The sequence below is a fragment of the Mycobacterium sp. HM-7 genome, from assembly GCF_053852335.1.
The window spans coordinates 3,560,894-3,585,870 of sequence record NZ_CM132657.1; the positions used below are offsets into that span (position 1 = coordinate 3,560,894).

Here is a 24,977-nt window from a genome sequence, read left to right on the forward strand (position 1 = left end):
ATAGTTCGAGCACACGGGGCATCCCATGTTGTCTGCCGGTGATCTTATCCCCCATTGCAGAGCCTTGCGGCGAGGGTCCTACAAACTGTCGTAATTGGCTGGACCGGCCGCTTGCCCGGGCGTGGCGCCGGCGGCCGCGACCGCGCCTCATCTGGGGCGGGCCGCTCGGGTGTTACCGTCGGCCACGTGCAGTTTCCGACTCCCCGTACCCGGTTGTCCAGCGCGAGCGCAGCGGTCCTCACCGCCCTCTGCGCGACGGCCACGACCGTCCTGACGGGCTGTTCGGGCCACACCAGCGACCCGCCGGCAGCGAACTCAGCACCCATCACCAGCACCACCCGTATCGCCACCGCGGGCGTGTTGGGTAACCAGCGCCGGCCCGACGACTCGTGCGCGCCCGCCCCGGCCGCACTCGACCCCGACCTGATTAGCGGCCCGCCCACCCGTTCGGTGCACCACGCGGCCGGCGACACCGACGTCAAGGCCGACCCCCAGCGCATCGTCGTGCTCTCGGGCACTGCGCTCGACGCGCTGTGCGCGCTGGGGCTGCAGTCCCGCGTCGTCGCCGCGGCGACCCCGACCGATTCGTCGGGCCAGACGTCATATCTGGGCACCGTCATCCACAACGTGTCCGCGGCAGGCACGCGCGGCGCACCCGACATGGCGGCGGTCAAGGCCGCCAACCCCGACCTGATCATCGGCTCGCAGGCGTCGGCCACGTCAGACACCTACGGCGCGCTGTCGGCGATCGCGCCGACGGTCCTCACCGGTCCGTCCGGCGCCGCCTGGGAAGACGATCTGCGGATGGTCGGCGCGGCAACCGGGCGCGGTGTCGCGGCGGGCGCACTGGTCGACGGGTTCAACGCCGACGCCACCAGGGTCGGCGGGCAGAACGACGCCTCACACTTCCAGGTGTCGGTGGTGCAGCTGACCGAGGGCACCATGCGGATCTTCGGCGCCAACAACTTCCCGGGCAGCGTACTGGCCCGCGTCGGCGCGGATCGCCCTGCGCCACAACGGTTCACCGACAAGCCGTACCGCGAGATCGACATCTCGAAGCTGCGGTCCGGCACCGATTTTTCGGCCGCCGACGGTGACATCGTCTACCTGTCGTTCGAGTCCCCGGCCGCCAAGGACAAGGCCGCCGCGTTGCTCGACAGTCCGGCCTGGAAGAAGCTCGCCGCCACCCGCGACAACCGGGTGTTCGTGGTGAACAACGAGGTGTGGCAGACCGGTCAGGGCATCGTGGCCGCGCGCGGCATGCTCGACGACCTGCACTGGCTCAACGCGCCCATCAACTGATCATTCGACACCCTGTAACGCCTGCTGGCCGAACTGTCCCAGCTCCAACGAGCCATCGGGCAGGACCAGTTCACCCGACTCGATGCGCTGCCTCAGGTAGGCGAACGTCTGCGCGGTCTGGGCGAACAGATGCTCCCCCGCGCGAAGCGCGGGACGGGGCTTGGCATCTGGCGAAGCGAACTGCGGCAGCGGTTTCACCTCGGTGTGATAGTCGACGTTGAAGAACAGCGGGAACGAATACCGCTCCTCGGCGACCTTGCGGACCCGGTGGCTGGTGGCCACGAACGCGCCGTTGGTCCACAGCTCCAACAGGTCCCCGACATTCACGACGAACGTCCCGTCCACCGGCGGTACGTCGATCCACTCGCCGGCGCCGTTGAGCACCTCGAGGCCGGGGGCCGTGGGCTTCAACAAGGTGAAGCATTCGTAGTCGGTGTGCGCGCCGATCCCGACGCTGTCATGTGCGTCCGGGTTGTACGGATAGTGGATGAGGCGCAGCTGACTCGGCGTCTTGGTCGCATGGCGCGAGAAGACCTCGGGGTCCTCACCGAGGGCGACGGCGAACGCCCGCAGCAGCCGCTGCCCCACGACCAGCACCGCCTGGTAGTAGGCGGTCACCGCGTCGGCGAACCCGGGTAGGTCCGGCCAGGCGTTGGGACCCAGCATGGGGTTGCCGGACAGGTAGTCCGGATCGTCGTCAGGAAGATCGAGCGCGGTGTCGAACGCCTCCTTCAGATCCGGGACGGTGCCCTCCAGACCCTCCTCCCCGACCGGCACGTACCCGCGGTGGCAGCGGGACAGCCCGATGTAGTCCCGCATCTTTTCTGCCACCGGAAGCGCGAAGTACTCCTTCACCGCTTCCAGCATCGCGCCGAACAACGACTCGTCGATACCGGTGCCACTGATGTAGAAGAAGCCGACCTCGGCTGCCGCCCTGCCGATCTCACCGGCGACGCGGTCCCGCTCGCCACGCTCGGGCGATGACAATCCGCTGATGTCGATGATCGGCACCGACGTGAATGACGTTACGCCACTCATGAATTCACATTCCCTTCCGATTCGTCCACCGTCCAGCGCACGCCGTTGGCCTGGATTTGGTCGCCGGCAGAAACGACGCCGGCGAAGTCGATACCGAGAGCTCGCTGCTCGGCGCCGCCCACGGTGCCGAGCACCACTCGAGTACGGTCGGCCCAGCCGAACACGGCGCCGGCGCGGACCAGTAGCGCCGACGCGCCGGCGGCCCCGGCCAGCCGCAGCGCGCCCGTCGGGCCCGCCTCGGCCGGGTCGCGGACCCAGTGCTCGACATAGTGCTCGTACACTCCCGTCTCGACGAGAATGTCGCCCTCCCAGTGCATTACACCGGCATCAGGATGCGGTCCGGGCGTCGTGGCGTCGTACTCGCGAAGCCACTCGAAGACATCGGCCTCCTGATGCAGGGTGCCGGCGAAGCCACGGGAGTCCACGTAGGCCGTCGGCCCCTGCAACCACAACACACCCGGCTCGGTATCGCGCGTGCCGTCGGTCTCGATCAACAGGGTGCGGCGCCACAGGCCGGCGCACTCGGTCAGCAGTGGTGTCATGACGATTCCTCCCAGCGACGCTGCAGCATTCGTAACCCCTGGGCGGTCGGCACCCCGACTGCCCGCACCCGGGCGATCCCGCCGTCCGGGTAGGCCTGCACGCGCAGTGCCGCCACATCGGCCACGTCAACCGAGAAGACCTGGCGCGCATCAGGGACAAGCCGCGTCCGGGGCAGCACCGGAACATCGAAAGCGACCAGCCCCCAGCCATGTTCACGATCGGGACGGCTACGGCTACCCAGCACCGACACCTCCAGGCTGGCGTTGAACACGAAGTACGAGGTGTCGACCTCGATCCGGCGCAGGTCGGCGGGCACGGCGAACGAGACGATCACCGCATCATGGGTGTCCGGTCCCACATCGCGGCGCCTGCGCGCTTCCCAGCCGTCGCCCATGTTGTGCGGCCGGTTCGGCACGATCAGCGACGTGGCGCTGGAATAGAAACTGTCGCTGCACCATTCGACCTGGCCTCCGTTTTCCAGACCGGACACCTCGACGGTGATATCGCTCCAGGATGCGGGGTCCGGCACCACCTCGCCATACGCCCGCAACCGTGCGACACCGCCGTCGGACTGCAACCGCAGCCGCAGATGTGTCCACCGCCGGGGGTCCGCGACGGCCAGCAGATTGTGCGAATCAGCCTTGAGCACAGTCTGTTCCACTATGGGCGTCCAGACCACGGCGGCACCGGCCGGATCCTCGGTGCGCGCCAGTACGCAGGCGTCCACCGCGCAGGCGCTCGGGTGATTGCCCGCGAAGAACCGGGTGTCCACGTCGATGGTGTGCAGCCGGCCGGGTGTGCCCAGCCGGATGATCGCCCAGTCGCCGGCGCGGCCGGCGTGGCGGCGGGTCTCCCAGCCGTCGACCACTTCGCCACGCAGGTCGAAAGTGCCGGGTACGAACGCGGGTTCGGCCGGGTCGACGAGACGCTCCTTGAATCCGAACGATTCGTCACTGGCGGCCACGACACTGCCGCCGACGCGGCGTGAGGCGAGATCGACGTCGGTCATAGGCCCAGCGCTTCCGATGAGCGCTTGCGCGAAGAGTCAATGGCTTCCGACAACGGCCAGTAGCTGCGTGGGTTGTCCGGCCCCGGCGCGAACACGCCGGCCTTGCTGGTGGACAGCCCCAGTCCGACAACGGCTTGCGCGAGAGCCACGGCGGCGGCCACCCCGTCCACCGCGGGCACGCCGAGTTTGGCCGAGATCGCCGCCGTCACTCCCGCCATCCCGGCGCAACCCAGGCAGATCACGTCGGCGCCATCCGCGCTGATGGCGCGCGCCGCTTCGTCGACGATCGCCTGCACGGCGCCAGCAGGGTCGGCGTCCACGTCTGCCGTGCTGAGGCCGCAGGCGCGCACCGAGGCGCAATGTGCGTTCAGGCCGGCAAGCAGCAACCGGTCCTCGATGGGCGGGATCGACCGGGCGAGCGTGGTGATCACCGAGAACCGCCGTCCGATCAGATGCGCGACGTGCGCGGCGCATTCGGCGATGTCGAACACCGGCACCGTCAGCATCTCGGCGAGGGCGTCGCGGCCGTGCTCGCCGAATCCGGCAAGCACGACGGCGTCGAAGTCGAAGTCGCCTGACCGGGTCAGCCGGGCCACCACGTCCATCACCCCGACCGCGGAAAGGTAGCTCTCGGCGGACGAGTCGATGGCCGCCGCGCCGAAATACGGCGACATACAGACGATCTCGGTATCCGCATGCGCCGCGGACCGCGCGGCGGCCGCGATCTCGGTAGTCATCGCGGCCGAGGTGTTCGGGTTGAGCACCAGGATTCTCATACCGGCTCCCCCACCAACGCCGGGACGCCGGCAACCCAGGTCTGTAGCACCGAACCGCGCAGCGTGACACCGTCGTACGGGCTCACCGGATGGCGGTGCCGCAGTGTCGCCGCCCGGACGGTGTCCAGGGCCCCCGGATCGAAGGCGCACAGGTCGGCCCGCAGTCCCACCGCGATCCGGCCGCGGTCGGCGTAGCCGGCCAGCGCGGCGGGGCGTTCCGACATCCACCGGCTCAGGTCGGCCAGCCCGAGGCCCCGTGCGGCGGCCTGGGTCCACACCGCGCGCGGGCTGAGTTGCAATGAGCTGATCCCGCCGAATGCCCGCCCGAAATCTCCGGCGCTCTTGAGTCGCGGCGCGCACGGCGAGTGGTCCGACACCACCAGGTCCAGGGTGCCGTCGTGCAGCGCGGACCACAGCAATTCGCGGTTGGCGCCCTCCCGGATGGGCGGGCAGCAGGCGAATTCGGTGCCACCGTCCTGGATGGCCTCGGCGGCGAATGTCAGGTAATGCGGACAGGTTTCGGCCGTCACCGGAATCCCGGCCCGCCTCGCTTCGGCCAAGCGGGACAGCACCGTGGCGCTGGAGACGTGCACGATGTGCGCCCGGGCCCCGGTCGCTGCTGCGGCGTCGATCACCAGTGCCACGGCATCGTCCTCTGCGGCGTCCGGGCGGGACGTCAGGAACGACCGATATTTCCGGCCCGTCGGCGGTGGGCCCGCGTCGATAATCCGATTGCTCTCGGCGTGGACCAGCAGCACCGATCCCAGTTCGGCGATGCGCCGCATGGCGTCGCGGAATTGTGCCGGGCTGAGGTGCGGAAAATTCGGGTTGCCCGAGTCCGCGAGAAAACACTTGAAACCGCGCACCCCGGCCTGCGCCAGGTCGGCCAGACCATCCAGGTTATCGGGCACCACCCCGGCCCAGTATCCGACGTCGACGCGGCAATTACCCGCTGCCGTGGCCTTTTTGGTGTCCAGCGCCGCGACACTGGTGGTCACGGGGTCGCAGTCCAGCGGCATGTCCACCACGGTGGTGATGCCGGCCGCGGCAGCTGCCGCGGTGGCGGTCTCGAACCCCTCCCAGTCGGTACCCGGGTCATTGATGTGGACGTGCGTATCGACGAAACCCGGCAACAGCACCACCGATTCGGGCAACCGGAGGTCTTCTGCCGCAGCGCAATCGGCATCGACCTCACCGACGAATGCGATGCGCCCACCGTCGATGCCGACCGCAGCCGGGACCTGGTGACCATCGACGAGCACCCTGCCGGCGCGCAGTACGCACTCCATCACGGTGCCCCGAATCTGTGGTGGAAATGCTCGGTGAGCTCGGGCCACACATGCGGGTCATGGCCGGGAATCAGCTGAAATCCTTTGTCGGCAGCCAGCTTCTTCAGTCGGCGGATCGGCTCGATGGTGTCCTGCGGGTCGACGCCGATGAAGCCGCCGATGGCGAGCTCGTGCTCGATGTTCTCCGTGAGGTCGGCGGCATCGAAGGCGAATACGAAACCGTCACCGCCGACGGACTGGTCGAGTTCGACGACGAAGCTCTGGTGCCCCGGTGTGTGCCCGTAGGTAGGTACCGCCGTGATACCCGGGGCGATCTCGGCTTCCCCATCGGCCAGGAGCCATTCGATGTTCGGGTCGTCAAAATCTATCCGATTGATCGCATTGCGTTCGGGCTCCGGGTGATTCGACAGCCCGTACTCGAGTTCACGACGCTGCGCGTGCACCGGGACCTTGCCGGCGAACAGCTTGAGTCCGCCGGCATGGTCATGGTGCAGATGGCTGACGGCGACGGTGTGGATCTCGTCGAAATCCACCCCGACCTCCGCCAGCCGCTGCTCGATCGGCTCGCCCGGTCCGGGCAGCACCGGGCGGTACTCGACAGTCGGGAAGAACCGCCGGTAGAGCGCCGGGTCCCGCACGAGCGCGGTGTTGAATCCCGTGTCGAGCAGTACCCAACCGCCGTCGGTCTGCAGCAGCACCCCGGGCACCGGCTCCCGCATGCGCTCCTCGGGCGGCGCGCCGTACACCGACACCGACTTCGGCAGCTCCTCCCAGCCCAGGGTCAGCAGGATGATCCGCCGCACCCCGGGCTTGCCGACCAGGGTGGCCATCAGCCGACCGAAAGGGCATTCAAGCGCAGTGAATTCGGGTTGGTGACCACGTGTGCCTGTTCGACGCCCTTGAGCCAGGGCTGGGCCACCATGAAGTCGTTCACGTCGGCGATGTTCAGCCAGCATCCGGTCTTGACGGCTTCCACACCGGCCGTGGAGAAGTCGGCCTCCGAATCGGTCGGCAGTCCCGCGGCCAGTGCTGCGGTGACCGGCGGCGCCGAGCACCCGAAGAAGTTGAGGCCGCCGTCGGCATCCCACGAGATGTGGCCCCAGGTGTACGGCGACGGCGCATCGGGCCAGCCGAGATAGGTCATGATCTCCGGCGCGGCCTGCCCGTCGGTGCCGACCCAGCCGTAGATCTCCGACGTGGGGTACGCCTGCACCTTGGCGGTCAGTCCCGCCGCGGCCAACTGGGTCTGGATCAGGTTGCCGATCAACTGGTTATCGGGGTTGCTCGAGTCGTAGCCGATGGTCACGGTCTTCTGATCGGCAGGCAGTGTGCCGGCGATACCGGACAGCGCCGACGCATCATACGGGACCGATTGCTTGCCGTACTCGGCGGCCATCATGTTCGGTGGGTAGATCTGCTCGGCCTTCTTGCCGCGCCCGAAGTACGTCTGCTTCACCAGTTCGTCGACGTCGATCGCCTGCATCACCGCGGCGCGGTTCTTGGCATCGGTCATCATGCCCTTGCGCGGGTTGATGTACGCGTAGTTCGACATCATGGTCGGCAGCGAGTAGTTGGCGAACGACTTGTTGTTCAGGTACGACTGCACCGCCGAGGACGGCAGGTCGTGCAGGATCGCCGCCACCTGGCCGTTGTTGAACTGCAGCTGTTGCGCCGACACGTCGGTGATGACGGGAAGCTCGACCTTCTCGAAATACGGCTTGGTGCCCCAGTATTCGCCGAAGGCGGCCAGCGCGTAGTGCGAACCGACCTGGGCGTCGGTCAGCACGAACGGCCCCGTGCCCAGATCGTGGGCGGTCAGATAGCCCTGCGCGTTGTCCGTGCCGGCGTTCTTCTTCAGGCCTTCGGGGCTGAGCATGCGGGGGCCGTAAGGACAAGCGAGGTAATCGAGGAACGCCGAGTTGGGCGCCTTCAGGGTGATGGTCACCCCGTAATCCCCTTGCGTGGTCACCGATTCCACGTCCTTGACCATGTAGGCCGGGCCCTGGTTGACGGCCACCCGGCGATCGAACGACGCCTTGACCGCCGCCGACGTGAACGGGGTGCCGTCGTGGAACTTGACGCCCTCGCGGAGCTTGAACGTGAACACCTTGTTGTCGGGTGACGCCGTCCAGCTCGTGGCCAGCAGCGGTTCCAGGACGGCCTTGTCGACACCGGCCTTGTATTGCAGCAGCCCTTCGTAGGTGTTGGTGGTCAGCAACAGGCCTTGGCCCGCGTAGTAGATGTCAGGGTCCGGCGGCTGCCCCGGGTCTTGCAGGAACGACAGGTGCAGCACCTTGTCGGTGGGCGCGGCGTTGGGCGTGCCGCCACCGGAATTCGAACCACCGCAACCACTCAACGCCAACATCGCGGCGGCACCGGCAGCGGCGACCCGCCAGCCTCCGCGCGCACGACCGGGGACCTTGTGGCTCTTCATCATCGGGCAGCTCCTTCGAGGGCGGGGTTGGACAATTCGGGCCGACACATATCGGAAAAGGCGGCGATGATCTCCTCGGTAGTGCGCATGGCACCGGCCTGCAGGTACTCCATGGCATCCAGGGCAGCGTCGTGGCGGTAGGTCGACGAGCCGCCGACACAGTCGGTTACGACCCGGACGTAGAAGTCACGCTGGTGCGCATCGGCGAAGGTGTAGTGCACGCAGACGTCGGTGAGTCCGCCGATGAGAATCAGCGTCGAGGCCCTCAGGCCGGACAGGACGATCTCGAAATCCGTTCCGATGAAACCGGAATAGCGGCGTTTGACGATATGGAACTCGTGGTTCGGCCCATCGAAGTCGGGCAGCAGCGCTGGATGCAGCGGCGTGCCCGGGCGGCCGTCCACGCAGTGCTCCCCCTCGGCGCCGTCGAGTTCGCGACCGAAGTCGATCCCGTTGGCGCGGTGCACCTCCTGGAAGAACACGATCGGGATTCGCGCGGCGCGGGCGGCCGCGATGAGGCGCTGCGCCCGGGCGATCCGGTCGTCGTAACCGGCCATGTGCTCGATGCCGACCAACTCGGCCGGCATGCCGCCGGACTCCTGCATGTCGACGACGACGAGGACTGGATTACCTACGATGAGCGGCTGTTTCGGCACTTAACCTCCTGTGACTGCGATACGTGGATCGGCGGCGGCCTGCAGGAGGTCGACAACCGTGTTGATGACGACATAGAGCGCGCCGAGCATCAGGGTGACGCCGGCGATCGCCGGGAAGTCCGCCACGGGAATGCTCTGCGCGACGTACTGCCCGATGCCGGGCCAGCCGAAGACCTGCTCGACCACCAACACGCCCGAAAACATCAGGCCCACTTGCAGCCCCGTCATCGACAGGGCGGCGCCGACCGAATTGCGCAGCACGTGCCTGGCCAGGATTCGGGTTTCGGACAGCCCCTTGGCGCGGGCCGTCCGCGCGTAGTCGCTGTCGATGTCGGCCAGCAGGCTGCTGCGCAGCACGCGGCCGATCGCGACGGCCGGCCCGATCGCGATGACGAATGCGGGCAGGACGAGATGGTGCGCGGCGTCGGCCACGACGTCGAGCCGCGCGTGGAGCAACCCGTCGACGGTCAGCAGGCCGGTCGGACCGGTCGGTGGATTCGGCACGGCACTGCGGCCGTTTGCCGGTACCCACCCGAGGTCTTGGTAGAAGACGATGAGGCCGAGGATGCCGAGCAGGAACATCGGCGCCGAGGAGCCCGTGAACAACACGGCCCGAAGCACATTGGCGCCGCGCCACTTCAAGGTCGTGCTGAACGCCAGCAGCACGGCCAGGGCGACGGCGATCAGCAGGCCGGCGAGTGCCAGCTCCAAGGTCGCGGGGACGAACGACGCGAGGTCGGACATCACCGCGTGCCGGGTCCGGTACGACGTGCCCAGGTCGCCGGTCGCGGCGCCTGCCAGGTAGTGCCAGAACTGGACCAGCACAGGGTCATTCAGCCCCAGCGCCGCCCGACGCGCTGCCACCGCGTCGGCCGATGCCTGCGCGCCCAACTGGGCCTTCACCGGATCCAGCGGCGAGATGTTCTGCAGGACGAACATCACTGCAGTGAGGGCGACCAGGATCGCCGCCATCGACCCCAACCGCGAGGCCACGAAGGTCTTCATGTTTCACCCACCTGTCTTCATGCGCTCATCACCAGCACCGGGTCGTCGGCCTACGTCGTCTTCATCAAGTTGCGCAGGCAATCGCCTGAGATGTTGGCGACCAGGGCCAGCACCAGCACGCCCAGTCCCGGCATGACCGGAATCCACCACTGCTGCAGGAAGTAACTCAGGTTGCGCGCAGAGTCGGCCCCGAGCTCCGGCGCGGGCGCGGCCTGCCCGAGCCCGAGAAAGGACAGGCCGGCCAGGGTCAGGATCAGCGTGCCGATGTCCAGACTGGCGGCGACCAGCGCGTTGGGGACCGCGCCCGGCAGCAGGTGCCGTCCGGCGAGCCGAAATCGGCTGACGCCGGCCAGTTTTGCGGCCTCGACGTGTGGGCGTGCGGCCAGCCGCGCCACCTCCCCGCGCACCAGCCGGGCGTAGAACGGCCACCAGACGATGGACACCGCGATGAGCGTGTGAAGGAAACTCGGCCCCAGCGCGGCGACCACGGCGATCGCCAGTACCGGAGCGGGCAGTGACAGGAATCCGTCGGTGATGCGCATCAACGTCGAATCGATCCAGCCACCGGTCGCCCCGGCGACCAGGCCAACGAGTCCGCCGAGCAGCAGGCCCAGCGCCACCACCGCCAGTGCGGCCAGCCAACTCGATCGCGCGCCGTAGAGCACCCGGGACAGGATGTCGCGGCCGACACTGTCGGTGCCGAGCAGGAACCCGTGCTCACCTGGCGCCTGCAGCGGCATCCCGACCGGGATGAGCGGGTCGTGCGGAGCCAGCAGCGGCACCGCGATCACCGCCAGCGTCAGCAGGATGACCAGGGCGAAGCCCGCTCTGTTGAGGATCGTCGAGCGCGGCTGCGGCAGGGCCAGGCGCAGTCGGCCCCGGCCTCGGGTCAGGCTCGGGGCAGGGATCGCGATGGCCATCAGCGCACCTTCTCTTCGATACACGCAACCTGGTGTGCGCCACCGGCGTTGCCCACGAGCCGGACGTCGAGTTCGTCGCCACTGCAGGCGTCGACCGCGACGGGGCACCTCGGATGGAACGCGCACCCGGTCGGCGGTGACAGCGGGCTTGCGGGTTCGCCTGGCAGGACCCGTGATTCGCGGCCGAGGTCGGGGATCGCGTCTACCAGCGCGCGGGTGTACGGATGCGTCGGGTTCCCGATGACCTGTTCGGCCGGCCCGATCTCCACGATGCGGCCCAGGTACATCACCGCGATGCGATCGGCCACCACGCGCGCCACCGACAGGTCGTGCGTCACGAACACCACGGACATGTCCAGACCGCTGCGCAGGTCCCTGATCAGGTTGAGCACCGAGGCGGCCAGCGACACATCCAGTGCGCTCGTGGGTTCGTCGCACAACAGCACAGCAGGTGGGACGACGGTGGCGCGGGCCAGCGAAACCCGTTGGCGCTGACCACCGGAAAGCTGGCCGGCGCGGGATTTCGCCACCTCTGGCGGCAGCCCGACCCGCTCGAGAACTTCGATGACGGCGTCGCGCCGCGCAGCGCGGGAGAGTTTCCGGCCCCGCAGACGCTCGGCGATCAACTCGCCAACCGACAGCCAGGGTGTGAGTGAGGCGCCCGCGTCCTGGAACACCATCTGCGGTCGCTGTTCCCCGGCCACCTCGACCGTCCCTGCGGTCGCCTTCTCCAGACCGGCGATCACCCTCAGCAGCGTGGACTTTCCCGAACCGCTCTCGCCGACGAGGGCCACCGACTCGCCGTGTCCGACCCGCAGCGTCACCCCGCGCAGCGCTTGGAGCTTGCCGCGCGGCGCCACGGTGAACGTCTTGGTCACGTCGGTCACCGTGACGGCGGCGGGCTGTTCCGTGGCAGCCGGAATGATCGGCTGTGCGGCAACAGGTTCCGCTCCGCCCTCGGGGCCGGCCGCTGGATCGTGCATCAGCTGCTCGGGAGTGAGCAGGCAGGCGCTGACCCGTCCGACACCGACGGAAGTCGGCTCGGGTGACGATTTCTCACAGTTGTCGATGGCCTGGTCGCACCGCGGACTGAATGCGCATCCGGGCAGCGGGGAAAGCGGACTCGGCACCGAACCCGGCATCGCCGCCAGCCGTCGGTCGCGGGCGGTCTCCAGCGTCAGCCGTGACCGCAGCAGTCCGCGCGTATAGGGGTGAGCGGGCGATCCCAGCACCTCGCCGGTCGGACCGATCTCGGCGATGCGGCCGGCGTAGAGCACCGCGATGCGGTCGGAAATCTGCGCCGCCACCCCGAGATCGTGGGTGATGAAGACGATGCTGCAACCGATTTCGTCGCGCAGTCGTTGCAGCAGCCTGAGTACCTGGGCCTGCACCGTGACATCGAGTGCGGTGGTCGGCTCGTCGGCGATGATGAGGTCCGGCGAGCCGGCGATCGCGATGGCGATCATCACGCGCTGCCGCAGGCCGCCAGAGAGTTCGTGGGGGTAGGCGCGCATCCGCCGAGCCGGGTCGGGGATGCCCACCGCGGTCAGCAGGCGCAGCGCTTCGTCGTCGCTGCCCGCGGCCTCGGCAACCTGCTTCCCGATCCGCATGGTCGGATTGAGGGACGTCATCGGATCCTGGAACACCGCGCCCAGCTCGAGACGGCGCACCCTGCGCAACGCCTTCGGGTCACCGTGCACCATGTCCGAGCCCGCGACCGAGATGCTGCCGTCGATCCGGGCGGACGCCGGCAGCAGCCCGAGCATGCCGAACCCCAATACGCTTTTCCCCGAACCTGATTCACCCACCAAACCGAGGATTTCGCCGCGCTCGACCGTCAGCGAGACGCCGCGCAGCGCATGTACCGCACGCCCGCTGCGCTGGAACGTGACATGCAAGGCCGCCACGGTCGCCACCGCGTCGAGTTGCGACGACGGCGACGGAGCCACCTGCGAGGCGTCCACCACAGATACCGCGGTGCCCATGCGTGCCCTCCTGCGTTCTGATCGCCATGCCTGGGCAAGTACGTCACCGCTGGCCTGTCAGTTGACAGTTTTCCCCCCGGATCAGCCCGCATGGTGTCGCCGAAGTAAGCACGATGTAAGCAACTGACGGCCGTAGGTAACCGGCCCATATCGCAGGTTTCTGTCGCGTGACAGATACTGGCCGCCGGTATCGATGACCGCCGCCGTGGACCACGATGAATGGATGTCGACTACCCGCACAGGAAGGCCTCGACTGCGGACACAGCGACGCCCGGGCATCACCGCACGAGACGAAATCCTCGATGCGGCAAGCGAATTGTTCACCACCTTGGGATACACGGGTACGTCGACGCGAACCATCGCCGATTCGGTCGGCATCAGACAGGCCTCGCTGTACCACTACTTCAAGACCAAGGACGACATTCTGTGCGCCGTGCTGGGCCAAACCGTCACGCCGACACTGACATTCATCCCGAGCCTGCTGAGCGCGATGCCGACGTTGACCGCCACCGAACACCTCCACGCCCTGGCCGCCTTCGACGGAGATCAATTACTCGGTGGCACTTGGAATCTGGGAGCGCTCTACCTGCTTCCCGAACTGCGTGCCGATCGCCTGGAGCCGTTCTGGTCCGACCGCGAACGCCTGCGACAGCACTATCTGATGCTGAGCCGCGCAGTACTCCAGCGGACGGGCGTCCATCCGGCAGCCGCCGATCTGCCGTTTCGACTGGTCGAATCGCTCGTCAACATGTGGTCGGTGCCGCATGGGCCCGATCGGTCCGACCTGCCCATGCAGGTCGCTGATGCCGGCGTGCGCGTGCTGGGCGTCCTCGACGCCGAGACACCGGCGCTACGCCGACGAACCAGGCAGGTCATCGAGCTGCACATCGGCCCCCGATAGCCTCATAGTGTGTTTCACGTACTGAACATCACTTACACGCAACCGTTGGACATCGTCGACCAGTCGCGCCCGGCGCACCTGGAATGGCTCGGCAAGCTGGTCGAAGAGCGCCGCATCCTGCTCGCCGGCCGACTGGAGTCCCAGGGCGGCGCCGTACTGATCGCCTCGGACATGTCAGCCGAGGAGGCCGACGCGCTCACCGCCGGCGACCCGTATGTGCACGCCGGCGTCGCCTCCTACGAGCGCGTGAGCTTCAATGCCGGTTTCCGCGCCGCTGGGCTCTAGCCGGAAATTCACAGCCGGATCCGGGATTAGTTCGGCGCCGGCCGCCGTTGAGTGTGGTCAGGGCCAGACGTATTGCCCCACATTTCGTTACCTTCGCTAATCTTTGTAGCGGGTAACCGCCGCTAGGCAAGCCGAGAATGAAGAGGACTGACAAGCATGACCACGACCGTTTCCGCCTACGCCGCGACCTCAGCGACCAGCCCGCTGACCAAGACCACCATCGAGCGCCGTGACATCGGCCCGCACGACGTGGCATTCGACATCAAGTTCGCGGGCATCTGTCACTCGGACATCCACACCGTCAAGTCCGAATGGGGCCCGGCCAACTACCCCGTCGTACCCGGCCACGAGATCGCCGGTGTCGTCACTGCCGTCGGCTCCGAGGTGACCAAGTACAAGGCGGGCGACCACGTCGGCGTCGGCTGCTTCGTCGACTCCTGCCGCGAGTGCGAGAACTGCCTGGCCGGCCTGCAGCAGTACTGCACCGGCAAGGGCGGCAACATCGGCACGTACAACGCCACCGGCCGTGACGGCACCCCCACCTACGGCGGCTACAGCACCGCCATCGTCGTCGACGAGAACTACGTGCTGCGCATCCCGGACAGCATCCCGCTGGACAAGGCCGCGCCGCTGCTCTGCGCAGGCATCACCCTGTACTCGCCGCTGCGGCACTGGAACGCCGGCCCCGGCAAGAAGGTCGCCATCGTCGGCCTCGGCGGACTGGGCCACGTCGGTGTGAAGCTCGCCGTCGCGATGGGCGCCGAGGTCACGGTGCTGAGCCAGTCGCTCAAGAAGATGGAAGACGGCCTCCGCCTCGGTGCGCACCACTACTACGCCACCAACGACCCGCAGACGTTCAAGACGCTGGCCGGCACCTTCGACCTGATCATCAACACGGTGTCGGCGAACCTCAACATGGGTGCCTACCTGAACCTGCTCAAGTCCGACGGCACGCTTGTCGAGCTCGGCGCCCCGGAGAAGCCGCTGGAAGTGCCGGTGTTCCCGCTGATCGGCATGCGTCGCACCCTCGCCGGTTCGTTGATCGGCGGCATCCCGGAGACCCAGGAAATGCTGGACTTCTGCGCCGAGCACGACGTCACCCCGGAGATCGAGATCATCGAGGCGTCCTACGTCAACGAGGCCTACGAGCGTGTGATCGCCAGTGACGTGCGGTACCGCTTCGTGATCGACACCGCGACCATCTAGCCGCGGGTTCTCTCGTCAGCGCCGAGGATTGCGGTCAAATACTGGCCGCGATCCTCGGCGTAACGCGTTATCGGCCGTCGGCGCCAGGGCGGACGTCGGGCAACTGGTCCATACCGGCCAAGGGCCACCCCGCGGCGGCCAGTTTGGCCGCCACCCGCGCGATGTTCTCCGGTCCGGCGTCATGGTGGGTGACGTCGGCGATGAACTCGGCGATGTCGTCGCGCTCGATGGGATCGTCGACGTCTGCGGGTGCTGCGGCCTCGGCGATATTGCGCACCACGTCGGCGACTTGCTCCTCGGTGAGCGGAGTGGCCCGCAGCAGCGCGAGCAGCGGTACCCGGTCGGGACCCGGGACCCCTTCCGGGTAGCCGGCACGCAGCCAATTCAGAACCGAGATCAGCAGCGACTTCGTCGACACCCGGTAATTTTCGCCGTTGCCGGGTCAACTCACCACCGGACGCGCCGACATCTGGGCGGTGAAACAATCCCACTGAGCACAACCAGTGGCCAGGCACCGCCGTCCCGGCATCCTCGGCACAGTGACCCGCGTTATCCGCTTCAACGCCTTCGACATGAACTGCGTCGCCCACCAGTCCCCCGGCCTGTGGCGCCATCCAGAAGATCAGTCCTGGCGGTACAAGGACATCACCTACTGGACCGAACTGGCGAAGTTGTTGGAGCGCGGTCGTTTTGACGGCCTCTTCATCGCCGACGTACTCGGCACGTACGACGTGTACGGAGCAAGCGATGAAGCAGCCATCCGCCAGGCAGCACAGATCCCGGTGGGCGACCCCATGCTGCTGGTGTCGGCGATGGCACTCGTAACCGAGAACCTGGGGTTCGGCATCACCACCGGGACCGGATTCGAGCATCCATATCCCTTCGCCCGGCGGATGTCGACGCTGGATCACCTGACCAACGGTCGTATCGGCTGGAACGTCGTCACCGGATATCTGCCTGCCGCCGCGCGCAACATGGGCCAGACCGATCAGCCCGCGCACGATGCGCGCTACGACCATGCCGACGAGTACCTCGAAGTGCTCTACAAGCTGTGGGAGGGCTCCTGGGAGGACGACGCGGTGGTTCGCGACGCCGAACGCGGGGTCTTCACCGATCCGGCAAAAGTGCACCACATCGGCCATGCCGGAACACATTTCAGCGTCCCCGGCGTCCATCTGGCCGAACCCTCGCCGCAGCGCACACCGGTCATCTACCAGGCCGGCTCCTCGCCGCGCGGGGTCCGCTTCGCCGCGGAGAACGCCGAAGCCATCTTCACCGCCGCCCCCACCAAAGCCATTCTGCGCGAGACGGTTTCGACGATTCGCGCCGAACTCGAATGGGCGGGCAGGGATCCGTACTCGGCGAAGATCTTCAACCTCACCACCATCATCACCGGCGCCACCGACGAAGAAGCGTACGCCAGGCACGCCGAGTATCTGGCGTACGGCGATCCCGAAGGCGCGCTGGTGTTCATGTCCGGGTGGATGGGTGTCGACCTGGCGCAATTCGGACTCGACGAGCCGATCGGCAACGTCGATTCCAACGCGATCCTGTCCGCGGTCAAGGCCTTTCAGTCCGCCTCGGACAAGGGCGGCGAGTGGAAGGTGCGCGATATCGCCGAGTGGGGTGAGATCGGTGGCATGGGACCGCGCATCGTCGGATCCGGCGTACACGTCGCGGGCACCCTGCAGGAGTGGGTCGAGGAAACCGACGTCGACGGCTTCAACCTGGCATATGCGATCACGCCCGGCTCGTTCGCCGAGTTCATCGAACATGTCGTGCCGGTGCTCACCGAGCGCGGCGCCTACCAGTCGGAATATGAGCCGGGCAGCCTGCGCAACAAGCTGCTGGGCAACGGGGATCGTCTGGCCCGCGAGCACCGCGGCGCCAGTTACCGTGTGGGCGGCCCGAATTCGACGATCATCGAGCGCCCGTCGACTGTGCCGTCGTCCTCGGCGTCGACGGCTGCGCAACCCGCGCGGGGCCGATAGCACTCGCCGACGAGGAAAGGACTCTTCACGGGATCGGCGGGTTTTCGCGTCTGCTCTCGACGAACCGGCGACAATCACCTGCATGTCCGACGAGCCGCTAGACGTCCTGCGACGCTGGGAGCTCGCCGGTGGCATCTGGCGGATCATCGGCCGCAGCGCGCACGAACTGACCATCGGGTTGTTCCAGTGCGACGGCGGCGAACGCGTCGACGTGATCCGCTCCGGTGACGCCGCACTGCTCGCCTTCGTCGGCGACCGGGAGTCCAACGCGGACTGACCCGCCCGGTTGACGGAATTTACCGTCACGCACTAATACTTTGATCATGACGTCCACTCGCCGCCGTGCTCCGCTGACCCAGTTGGCCCTTGCCGGCGTGGCCATCGCCCTGCTGCCGACGGGCGTCGCGCATGCCGATCCGGAACCGCCGCCAGCTCCGGTACCCGTGTCCGCCGGCGTCACCGGCGTCCTCAATGACTGGCAGAAAGCCGTATGTGCGCCAGGCAGTTTCAACCAGGACGATCCCGCCATCGCCGCCCGCGACTGGCCGGGCGCAGTCCGTGCGGGCACCTGCGCGAGCGCGGTGAACCCCGGGCTGACCAACGGCTTGTGGATCTCGCAATGGACCGCCAACAGCGACATGACCTCGGCACTACAGCGCAATTTCATGGCCCTGTTCGCCTCCGCGGTCAGCGATCAGACCGCGATCATCACCTTCGCGGTGGCCAGCCCTGAGGCCCGCAAGTCCCTTGAGCCGCTGACCAAGTTCGGCTTCGCCATCCAGCCGGTGCCGCCGCTGGCCTGACGGCCGTGGTCCGGACCGAGTACCGGCCGCGACCGCAACGCGGTGGCGGCAAACCGGCCCGAAAATCGCCGTGCGGTTGCACTCGCGAACAAGCGGGTTCTTAGAAGTCCCAGTCCGAATCTTCGGTGTTGACGGCCTTGCCGATGACATACGACGAACCCGAGCCCGAGAAGAAGTCGTGATTCTCGTCCGCGTTCGGCGACAGCGCCGACAGGATCGCCGGGTTCACATCGGTCTCGTCGCGCGGGAACAGCGCTTCGTAGCCGAGGTTCATCAGGGCCTTGTTGGCGTTGTAGCGGAGGAACTTCTTGACGTCCTCGGTCAGCCCGACGCCGTCGTACAGGTCCTGCGTGTACTCGACCTCGTTGTCGTAGAGCTCGAACAGCAGCTCGTACGTGTAGTCCTTGAGCTCGGTCCGCTTGGCCTCGTCGACCATCGCCAGACCACGTTGGTACTTGTAGCCGATGTAGTAGCCGTGCACCGCTTCGTCGCGGATGATCAGCCGGATCATGTCGGCGGTGTTGGTGAGCTTGGCCCGCGAGGACCAGTACATCGGCAGGTAGAAGCCGGAGTAGAACAGGAAGCTCTCGAGCAGCGTCGAGGCCACCTTGCGCTTGAGCGGCTCGTCACCCTTGTAGTACTTCATGACGATCTCGGCCTTGCGCTGCAGGTTCGGATTCTCCTCCGACCAGCGGAACGCCTCGTCGATCTCGACGGTCGAGCACAGCGTCGAGAAGATGTTGCTGTAGCTCTTGGCGTGCACCGACTCCATGAAGGCGATGTTGGTGTAGACGGCCTGCTCGTGCGGGGTCAGCGCATCGGGGATCAGGCTGACGGCGCCGACGGTGCCCTGGATGGTGTCCAGCAGCGTCAGGCCAGTGAAAACGCGCATGGTGAGCTGCTTTTCACTGTCGGTCAGCGTGCCCCACGACGGGATGTCGTTGGACACCGGCACCTTCTCGGGCAACCAGAAGTTACCGGTCAGCCGGTCCCAGACCTCGGCGTCTTTCTCGTCCTGCACGCGGTTCCAGTTGATCGCGGAGGCCCGGTCGATCAGCTTCATACCTTCAGACACCGTGACCCCGTTTCAAGCTGGAACTCTGTTTGCCGGATCGGCACCACCGACACTACCCCTGGTACCTGCCGTCGCCGAACACCGCAAGACATGGTGTTTTCGTGTCGCGTTCACCGGACCGATTCAGCGGATGAATTCGTACTCCGACGACCGGAATTTCCGGGTCTCGAGCCAGTACTGCCAGGTCATGCCGCTCCACAGGGTGCGATTGACCCCGTGCTCGTCCATGTACCAGCTGTGGCAACCACCGGTGCTCCACACCGTGCCGGCCAGATTCTGCTGCAACTCGGCGTTGTACTCGTCCTGTGCGCGCCGGCTCGGCATCAGCGCGGCGGCGCCCGCCTTGTCGGCGGCGGCGATGGCCTGCGCGGCGTAGCGGATCTGCGACTCGATCATGAACACCACCGAGTTGTGCCCCAGCGCGGTGTTCGGCCCCAGCAGGAAGAACAGGTTCGGCATGTTCGACACCGTGATGCCGCGGTGGGCCGCCATGCCCTCGCGGTTCCACCGGTCGACCAGATCCTCTCCCCCGAGGCCCTTGATGTCGACGTAGGTGTACGAGTCGGTGACGTGAAAACCGGTGCACCACACCACCACATCGACGGGATGTTCGACGCCGTCACGGGTGACGATGCCGTCGGCCGTCATCCGCTCGATGCCCTCGGTGAAAACCTGGGTCTTCGGGTTGGCGATACCACGGTAGTAGTTGTCGGAGTTCAGGATTCGCTTGCAGCCCGCCACGTAGTTCGGCGTCAGCTTTCGACGCAGCTCGGGGTCCTTGATGCTGCGGTTGATGTTCCATTTACCCAGCAGCTCACCGATTTTGAGCAGTCGCGGTTGCTTGGTCATCGCGAAGCCGACGCCTTCGTGAATCCAGTAGATGGCGTCCCGCATCAGCGCCCGGGTGCCCGGCACGCGGCGGAAGGCGTTCTTCATCCACTCCGGGAAGGCGTTGTTGGGCCGCGGCATGACCCAGGCCGGGGTGCGCTGGTACAGGTGCAGTTCGGACACCTGGTCGACGATCGCGGGCACGATCTGAATGGCACTGGCGCCGGTGCCGATGACCGCGACGCGCTTGCCGGTGATGTCGACGCTGTGGTCCCACTGCGCGGAATGGAAAGTGGCACCGGCGAATTGGTCGCTGCCCTCGATATCGGGCACGGACGGGATGTGCAGTCCGCCGGCCCCGGAGATCAGAAATTGCGCGACGTACTCCTGGCCGTGGCCGTCGTAGATGTGCCAGCGCCGCTCATCTTCGTCCCAGTGGGCACGGTCGACGTGGGTGTTGAACCGGATGTTCCGGCGGAGGTTGTGCTTGTCGGTCACGCTCTTGAGATAGTCGAAGATCTCGGGCTGGAACGACCACATGTGCGTCCAGTCGGCCTTCGGTTCGAACGAGAACGAGTACATGTGCGACGGGATGTCACATGCGCAGCCGGGGTAGGTGTTGTCACGCCAGGTGCCGCCGACCTCGTCGGCCTTCTCCAGAATCAGGAAGTCGCGCGCGCCGAAGCCCTGCTTGCGAAGTGCGATGCCCATGCCCAGCCCGGAGAAGCCGGACCCGATGATCACCGCCCGCGTCACGATCGGCTCGGTGCGGACCTCAATGTCGGCAGACTGCTCGGAGACCGTCATGAACCTCCTCTTTCCTGGGAACGGCGGTACCGGATATTTCACAGTGTCCGGTCAGGCCGCCCGGGTGTCAACGCACCAAGGTTGCTGAGGACGGCTCAGCCAACCGACTCTTCGCGTCGCACCGCGTCGTGCACCGGCAGGTCCAGGTCGAACCGGATACCGAGCAGCCTGGCGGTGCCGTTGATGGCGCCGATCATGATCGTGGTCATGTGCGCGACGAACTGGTCGCGAGGTAGCCGACGCGGAGTTTCGTCACTGCCGCCCAGCCACCAGTCGGTCGCCGACGCAGCGGCACCGAACAGCGTGAACGCCGCGAGCTCGAAGATGCTGGAGTCCAGGTCCATGTCCTTGAGCTCACCGCTGATCATGGCGGCGATGGCGAGGGTGATGTCGCGGCCCCGGTTGACGGTCGTCATCGCGGCGGCGGACTGGTCGGCGAACCGGCCCTGCAGCAGGAATCGCACCACGTTGGGATGCTGGTCGACCAGGTCCACATAGTGTTCGACGGCCCGGCCGATGATCTGCCCGGTCGAATCGTTCTCGATGTCGATGGACGGAATGACGGCCGCCCACAACATGTCCCGCATCCGCTCGCCGATCTGCGAGAACATGTCGGACTTGTCGGCGAAGTGCCGGTAGATCTTGGGCTTGGCGGTGCCGGCCTCTTCGGCGATCTCCCGCACGCTGACGTTGGGGCCGAGCCGGTCGATCGCGCGGAACGCGGCGTCGACGATCTCTTCGCGGACCTTGAGTCGGTGTTCGCGCCAGCGCTCGCTGCGGGCGTCCACCTTTTCGGGCGCACCCTTGGGCGGACTGACCTTCACCTGCACGGTGACCGACGGAACATTCACGCCCGGCACACCAGGAACTTTCACCCCGGCCTGGATGCCGGTGCGTGGAAGAGATGGCCTGCGCACCCCGCCACTGTACCGGGCCGGGCAAATCTGACCTGCTCAGACCGCTCGGCGCGGCGAACCTCACATTCGCCGGCGCGTGATCGCACCCAGCCGACAGCCAGCCTTCGCGCGTAGCATCGGCCTCAGGCACCGCCTGAAAGTACCGGCCGGACAGGGAACTTGATCACATGGCGCAGCGGTACGACGTCATCGTCGCCGGCGGAGGTCCGGCCGGATCGGCTGCCGCATGGCAGGCCGCACAGACCGGCGCGAGCGTGCTCGTCCTCGACAAGGCCACGTTCCCGCGCGACAAGCCGTGTGGCGACGGGCTGACCGCCCGCGGGGTCAGCTATCTGCAGAACATGGGCCTCGCGAAACAGGTCGCCGAGTTCCACCGGATCGATCGAGTCACGGTGTTCAGCCCACACCGATGGGAGCTGTCATTCCCGCGCCGGCCTGGCATGCCGGACCACGGCTGCACCGTCAGCCGTACTCACTTGGATGCCCTGCTGCTCGGTCATGCCGCTGCCGCGGGCGTGGAAGTGCGACAGGGCGCCGAGGTGGCCGGCCCGCTGCTTGACGGCGACGGCCGCGTCACCGGTGTGGTCCTCAAGGATGGCGAGCCGGTTCACGGCGACGCCGTGATCGCCGCCGACGGCGCCTACTCCCCGCTCAAACGGGCGTTGCACGTCGAGTCGGACTTCCACGGCTATTCCGCCATCGCCATTCGCGCCGAGATGCCGGCCGACCGCGCCGACTCCGATGCCCTCGAGATCTATCTCAAGCTGATGTTCGACGGTGATCAGCTTCCCGGTTACGGCTGGGTTTTCCCAATGGGCAACGGCGCCTTCAACATCGGGCTGGGTTACGTCAACAGCTACCGGAATTGGCAGGCCATCAACGCCACCCGGTTTCTCGGCGACTTCCTGCAGACGCTGCCACGCGACTGGGCGCTGCCCTCGATCGACGAGTTGAAGAAGAACAGGAGTGTCCGGGCCTGGCGCCTGCCGATGGGTTTCACCGCATGGCCACCGTGGCGGCCCGGCATCTTGTTCGCCGGCGACGCGTTGGGCGCCGGCAAGCCGGCCTCCGGTGCAGGCATCTCCAAGGCACTCGAATCCGGTTTGGCCGCAGGTGAATGCGCCGTCGCGACACTCCTGAACGCCGGTCCCGACAACTTCACCAATTACCAGCAGCGGATCGAGGCCGCGTGGGGCCGCGAATACCGGCGTGGCCGCTTTTTCCACAAGCTCGCCGGTATTCCGTGGGTGGCCGACGCCGGCCGCAGAGCGGTCGACAGCCGTGTCTTTCGCGATGTGCTGCTGAAGTCGCTGTACAAGAAAGCCGAGGGGCCGGCACATACCTGACTACGCCGCCGGCCGGGCACCCTTCCCCGACTGCGCGTGATCGGCCTTCGCGCTGGCAAGCGTGCTGGATTTGGTTGCGCCCCCGGTGGATTCGCTTCGCCGTTCATCGGCTTTGGCGGCCGGTGCGGCGGGCGCGGCCGGCGCGGCGTTGGTATCTGCGTGACCAGGTCCGGCGGGCTGCTGTCGCTGCCCGCGGGTCTGCCGCACCGGCGCGACGGAGTCTGCCGCTGGTCGCGCCGCTTGTCCGCGCTTCGCCGGTTTCCCGCGCGAGGCGCCCGGTGACGACGAGGCCACTGGTGACGACGGGGCCGCTGCCGTCGCCCCGGCGGAAGCCGAGACCGAGACGGAACCCGCCTCCGAGTTCACCGACTTCGCCGGTGCCAGCCGAGTTGTCGTCACCGAGAGGCGACTTCCGATGGTCGGCAACGACACCTGGGGTGTTACCGCCGAGACGACGGACGGGAGTGCGGTGCTCGGCGGCGTCGCCGACGTCGGCTTCTGTCCCCCGACCACCTGCAACAGCTTGGCCACCGGACGGGTGACATTCGTCAGCGCCGCAGTCAGGTTGACCACCGACTGCCGAATCGCCTTGCTCAGCGGTGAGTTGTCTACGGACTTCGCAGGGTGATCGGTGGTGGGTGTGGCCGGTTCGGTGGCATCTACCGTCGGTTGCGGCAAGGTCGGCGTGTAGCTGCCGGTACGGAGAATCTGCATTGACTGCGCGAACGCCCCGGGCAGTTCTTTTAGAGCGGCAGTGATCTTGGCCTGTGGCGTGGTCCAGCTGAACTGTTTGACCTGGCTGGGATCCGCGGTGCGGTCATAAGCGCTTTCGATGATGACGCGCAGGACCGGGTCCATGGCGTCGACAAGGCGCTGTGCCCCGATCAGGGACGCGGCAAGGCGCAGCGGCGCGAGCAGCGGCAGGCGCTGCGGGAAGGTCACGTACGTGGTGTTGCCGACGGTGGTGCTGACCGTGTTGGAACTGGTCTTGGGCTCCAACGCATAGCCGGGAAGGACATGTTCGAACATGATGCCCAGGACGGCGTTGACGACGGCCAGCGGGTTGAAATACGCAGGGAAATCAGCGAATCCGTCGTACTGATTCTGGTAGACCGTGGTTTGGAATGGGCTGTCAGACGGCCCCGGTCGCCCGAACGGAAACAGATCACCGAGAATCGGCATGCGATTCCACGCGGTGAAGCGCGACAGGATTCCGCCGTTCGGCTGGTACGGGTCGCCGATGAGGGTGAAGGTGTAGTCGCCCGCGTGGGCAACATAGGTCGGGTCCTTGGCCATGTGGGCGCGCGCGATCTCGGCGACCTCCGCGCCCTGGGACATGCCGAGGATGGTGATCTTCTGACCAGATGCCTGTTTGGCGATGTCCTGCTCGAGATATCCGGCACCTATGCGTTCGGACTGCTTCAGCGAGTGCGGCCAGTAGGGAACGCCAGACAAACCCGGCAGCGCGGAGATGATCGGCCATTCGATGTTGATCTGCCCCGGGTATGGCACGACATGGAATGAATCTCCTTGCGGGACAGTCGTTCCGTAGAAGAACAGCGGGATGCTCAGCCCGAAGGGGTCGAAGGATCCCCCGATGCCGATCGTGGTGTCGACGAGCCGTACCGCGGCTTGCGACACGATCGGAGCGGCCGGCGTCGACACACCGACCACTGCCGTCGCGGCGATACCGACCGCGACACCCCTCGCCAAGACCGTGGTCGTCCACCGCGATGATTGCCATTGTTGTGTTGAGTTGACCCCCATAGCCGCAGGACGCTATAGCAATCACAGGTTCCGAACAAGACCTCTTTTTAAAAACAAGAACTCTTGTCAAACCGCTGCGCGAACAGGATGCACC

General features: G+C 66.8%; 24 protein-coding genes. 8 read left to right on the plus strand and 16 right to left on the minus strand.

Going from position 1 to position 24,977, the window contains the following annotated elements; translation table 11 throughout:
• Positions 1–186: 186 nt before the first annotated feature.
• A complete protein-coding gene (locus ACWW1C_RS17150; protein WP_455979493.1) occupies positions 187–1,302 on the plus strand; it encodes an iron-siderophore ABC transporter substrate-binding protein in 1,116 nt (371 codons plus the stop codon).
• On the opposite strand, the gene ACWW1C_RS17155 is transcribed toward ACWW1C_RS17150, so the two are convergent.
• The 11 genes from ACWW1C_RS17155 to ACWW1C_RS17205 are packed head-to-tail and all read right to left on the minus strand — an operon-like array spanning position 1,303 to position 12,957.
• Complete coding sequence (locus ACWW1C_RS17155; RefSeq protein WP_455979494.1) at positions 1,303–2,340, minus strand: isopenicillin N synthase family dioxygenase; 1,038 nt, start codon at positions 2,338–2,340, stop codon at positions 1,303–1,305.
• Complete coding sequence (locus tag ACWW1C_RS17160; RefSeq protein WP_455979495.1) at positions 2,337–2,882, minus strand: hypothetical protein; 546 nt, start codon at positions 2,880–2,882, stop codon at positions 2,337–2,339. Before ACWW1C_RS17160 ends, ACWW1C_RS17155 begins: the two co-directional genes overlap by 4 nt.
• Positions 2,879–3,892, minus strand: coding sequence for an allantoicase (gene alc / locus ACWW1C_RS17165; RefSeq protein WP_455979496.1), 1,014 nt, complete (start codon positions 3,890–3,892; stop codon positions 2,879–2,881). Before alc ends, ACWW1C_RS17160 begins: the two co-directional genes overlap by 4 nt.
• Positions 3,889–4,668: an aspartate/glutamate racemase family protein gene (locus ACWW1C_RS17170; RefSeq protein ID WP_455979497.1), complete on the minus strand. Its 780-nt coding sequence runs from the start codon at positions 4,666–4,668 to the stop codon at positions 3,889–3,891. The genes alc and ACWW1C_RS17170 overlap by 4 nt, the downstream gene beginning before the upstream one ends.
• Positions 4,665–5,957, minus strand: a complete 1,293-nt coding sequence (gene allB / locus ACWW1C_RS17175) for an allantoinase AllB (protein ID WP_455979498.1) — start codon at positions 5,955–5,957, stop codon at positions 4,665–4,667. Before allB ends, ACWW1C_RS17170 begins: the two co-directional genes overlap by 4 nt.
• Complete coding sequence (locus ACWW1C_RS17180; protein ID WP_455979499.1) at positions 5,957–6,787, minus strand: N-acyl homoserine lactonase family protein; 831 nt, start codon at positions 6,785–6,787, stop codon at positions 5,957–5,959. The genes allB and ACWW1C_RS17180 overlap by 1 nt, the downstream gene beginning before the upstream one ends.
• On the minus strand, positions 6,787–8,391 hold the full coding sequence (locus tag ACWW1C_RS17185; protein WP_455984330.1) for an ABC transporter substrate-binding protein: 1,605 nt from the start codon (positions 8,389–8,391) through the stop codon (positions 6,787–6,789). Before ACWW1C_RS17185 ends, ACWW1C_RS17180 begins: the two co-directional genes overlap by 1 nt.
• Positions 8,391–9,047: a cysteine hydrolase family protein gene (locus ACWW1C_RS17190; RefSeq protein ID WP_455979500.1), complete on the minus strand. Its 657-nt coding sequence runs from the start codon at positions 9,045–9,047 to the stop codon at positions 8,391–8,393. The genes ACWW1C_RS17185 and ACWW1C_RS17190 overlap by 1 nt, the downstream gene beginning before the upstream one ends.
• The gene (locus tag ACWW1C_RS17195) at positions 9,048–10,052 is read right to left on the minus strand and encodes an ABC transporter permease (protein ID WP_455979501.1); all 1,005 of its coding nucleotides are present in this window, start codon (positions 10,050–10,052) and stop codon (positions 9,048–9,050) included.
• 50 nt (positions 10,053–10,102) lie between these two features.
• The gene (locus ACWW1C_RS17200; protein WP_455979502.1) at positions 10,103–10,972 is read right to left on the minus strand and encodes an ABC transporter permease; all 870 of its coding nucleotides are present in this window, start codon (positions 10,970–10,972) and stop codon (positions 10,103–10,105) included.
• A complete protein-coding gene (locus ACWW1C_RS17205; RefSeq protein WP_455979503.1) occupies positions 10,972–12,957 on the minus strand; it encodes a dipeptide ABC transporter ATP-binding protein in 1,986 nt (661 codons plus the stop codon). The genes ACWW1C_RS17200 and ACWW1C_RS17205 overlap by 1 nt, the downstream gene beginning before the upstream one ends.
• A 223-nt stretch (positions 12,958–13,180) precedes the next feature.
• Between ACWW1C_RS17205 and ACWW1C_RS17210 the strand changes: the two genes are divergently transcribed.
• The 3 genes from ACWW1C_RS17210 (at position 13,181) to ACWW1C_RS17220 (ending at position 15,349) form a co-directional block, all read left to right on the plus strand.
• The gene (locus ACWW1C_RS17210; RefSeq protein ID WP_455979504.1) at positions 13,181–13,858 is read left to right on the plus strand and encodes a TetR/AcrR family transcriptional regulator; all 678 of its coding nucleotides are present in this window, start codon (positions 13,181–13,183) and stop codon (positions 13,856–13,858) included.
• Positions 13,859–13,867: 9 nt separating this feature from the next.
• The gene (locus tag ACWW1C_RS17215) at positions 13,868–14,143 is read left to right on the plus strand and encodes a YciI family protein (protein ID WP_455979505.1); all 276 of its coding nucleotides are present in this window, start codon (positions 13,868–13,870) and stop codon (positions 14,141–14,143) included.
• Positions 14,144–14,299: 156 nt separating this feature from the next.
• Positions 14,300–15,349, plus strand: a complete 1,050-nt coding sequence (locus tag ACWW1C_RS17220; RefSeq protein WP_455979506.1) for an NAD(P)-dependent alcohol dehydrogenase — start codon at positions 14,300–14,302, stop codon at positions 15,347–15,349.
• 67 nt (positions 15,350–15,416) lie between these two features.
• Here the strand turns inward: ACWW1C_RS17220 and ACWW1C_RS17225 are convergent, their stop codons facing one another.
• Entirely contained in the window at positions 15,417–15,767 is a 351-nt protein-coding gene (locus ACWW1C_RS17225; RefSeq protein WP_455979507.1) for a DUF3349 domain-containing protein, read from the minus strand.
• A 121-nt stretch (positions 15,768–15,888) separates the two neighbouring features.
• Here ACWW1C_RS17225 and ACWW1C_RS17230 point away from each other — a divergent pair, with 121 nt between their 5' ends.
• From ACWW1C_RS17230 to ACWW1C_RS17240, 3 genes are all read left to right on the plus strand, one after another.
• Complete coding sequence (locus ACWW1C_RS17230) at positions 15,889–17,340, plus strand: LLM class flavin-dependent oxidoreductase (RefSeq protein WP_455979508.1); 1,452 nt, start codon at positions 15,889–15,891, stop codon at positions 17,338–17,340.
• Between the two features lie 82 nt (positions 17,341–17,422).
• Positions 17,423–17,617, plus strand: coding sequence for a hypothetical protein (locus tag ACWW1C_RS17235; protein ID WP_455979509.1), 195 nt, complete (start codon positions 17,423–17,425; stop codon positions 17,615–17,617).
• Positions 17,618–17,663: 46 nt separating this feature from the next.
• The gene (locus tag ACWW1C_RS17240) at positions 17,664–18,143 is read left to right on the plus strand and encodes a hypothetical protein (RefSeq protein WP_455979510.1); all 480 of its coding nucleotides are present in this window, start codon (positions 17,664–17,666) and stop codon (positions 18,141–18,143) included.
• A 100-nt stretch (positions 18,144–18,243) separates the two neighbouring features.
• Here ACWW1C_RS17240 and nrdF read toward each other — a convergent pair whose 3' ends face one another.
• From nrdF to ACWW1C_RS17255, 3 genes are all read right to left on the minus strand, one after another.
• Positions 18,244–19,206 carry a class 1b ribonucleoside-diphosphate reductase subunit beta gene (gene nrdF, locus ACWW1C_RS17245; RefSeq protein ID WP_138231230.1) on the minus strand — a complete coding sequence of 321 codons (963 nt, stop codon included), beginning with the start codon at positions 19,204–19,206 and terminating at the stop codon, positions 18,244–18,246.
• A gap of 135 nt (positions 19,207–19,341) precedes the next feature.
• On the minus strand, positions 19,342–20,853 hold the full coding sequence (locus ACWW1C_RS17250; protein WP_455979511.1) for a flavin-containing monooxygenase: 1,512 nt from the start codon (positions 20,851–20,853) through the stop codon (positions 19,342–19,344).
• A 95-nt stretch (positions 20,854–20,948) separates the two neighbouring features.
• Positions 20,949–21,683 (minus strand): TetR/AcrR family transcriptional regulator, encoded by a 735-nt coding sequence (locus ACWW1C_RS17255; protein WP_455984331.1) that lies wholly within the window; start codon positions 21,681–21,683, stop codon positions 20,949–20,951.
• 254 nt (positions 21,684–21,937) lie between these two features.
• Between ACWW1C_RS17255 and ACWW1C_RS17260 the strand changes: the two genes are divergently transcribed.
• Complete coding sequence (locus tag ACWW1C_RS17260; RefSeq protein WP_455979512.1) at positions 21,938–23,116, plus strand: NAD(P)/FAD-dependent oxidoreductase; 1,179 nt, start codon at positions 21,938–21,940, stop codon at positions 23,114–23,116.
• On the opposite strand, the gene ACWW1C_RS17265 is transcribed toward ACWW1C_RS17260, so the two are convergent.
• On the minus strand, positions 23,117–24,829 hold the full coding sequence (locus tag ACWW1C_RS17265) for a PE-PPE domain-containing protein (protein ID WP_455979513.1): 1,713 nt from the start codon (positions 24,827–24,829) through the stop codon (positions 23,117–23,119).
• Between the last annotated feature and the right edge of the window lie 148 nt (positions 24,830–24,977).

Coding starts and splice junctions, on each gene's coding strand:
- ACWW1C_RS17155 (WP_455979494.1), bottom strand. CDS start 2,340: ATGAGTGGCGTAACGTCATTCACGTCGGTGCCGATCATCGACATCAGC.
- ACWW1C_RS17160 (WP_455979495.1), bottom strand. CDS start 2,882: ATGACACCACTGCTGACCGAGTGCGCCGGCCTGTGGCGCCGCACCCTG.
- alc (WP_455979496.1), bottom strand. CDS start 3,892: ATGACCGACGTCGATCTCGCCTCACGCCGCGTCGGCGGCAGTGTCGTG.
- ACWW1C_RS17170 (WP_455979497.1), bottom strand. CDS start 4,668: ATGAGAATCCTGGTGCTCAACCCGAACACCTCGGCCGCGATGACTACC.
- allB (WP_455979498.1), bottom strand. CDS start 5,957: ATGGAGTGCGTACTGCGCGCCGGCAGGGTGCTCGTCGATGGTCACCAG.
- ACWW1C_RS17180 (WP_455979499.1), bottom strand. CDS start 6,787: ATGGCCACCCTGGTCGGCAAGCCCGGGGTGCGGCGGATCATCCTGCTG.
- ACWW1C_RS17185 (WP_455984330.1), bottom strand. CDS start 8,391: ATGAAGAGCCACAAGGTCCCCGGTCGTGCGCGCGGAGGCTGGCGGGTC.
- ACWW1C_RS17195 (WP_455979501.1), bottom strand. CDS start 10,052: ATGAAGACCTTCGTGGCCTCGCGGTTGGGGTCGATGGCGGCGATCCTG.
- ACWW1C_RS17200 (WP_455979502.1), bottom strand. CDS start 10,972: ATGGCCATCGCGATCCCTGCCCCGAGCCTGACCCGAGGCCGGGGCCGA.
- ACWW1C_RS17205 (WP_455979503.1), bottom strand. CDS start 12,957: ATGGGCACCGCGGTATCTGTGGTGGACGCCTCGCAGGTGGCTCCGTCG.
- ACWW1C_RS17210 (WP_455979504.1), top strand. CDS start 13,181: ATGTCGACTACCCGCACAGGAAGGCCTCGACTGCGGACACAGCGACGC.
- ACWW1C_RS17220 (WP_455979506.1), top strand. CDS start 14,300: ATGACCACGACCGTTTCCGCCTACGCCGCGACCTCAGCGACCAGCCCG.
- ACWW1C_RS17235 (WP_455979509.1), top strand. CDS start 17,423: ATGTCCGACGAGCCGCTAGACGTCCTGCGACGCTGGGAGCTCGCCGGT.
- ACWW1C_RS17240 (WP_455979510.1), top strand. CDS start 17,664: ATGACGTCCACTCGCCGCCGTGCTCCGCTGACCCAGTTGGCCCTTGCC.
- nrdF (WP_138231230.1), bottom strand. CDS start 19,206: ATGAAGCTGATCGACCGGGCCTCCGCGATCAACTGGAACCGCGTGCAG.
- ACWW1C_RS17250 (WP_455979511.1), bottom strand. CDS start 20,853: ATGACGGTCTCCGAGCAGTCTGCCGACATTGAGGTCCGCACCGAGCCG.
- ACWW1C_RS17260 (WP_455979512.1), top strand. CDS start 21,938: ATGGCGCAGCGGTACGACGTCATCGTCGCCGGCGGAGGTCCGGCCGGA.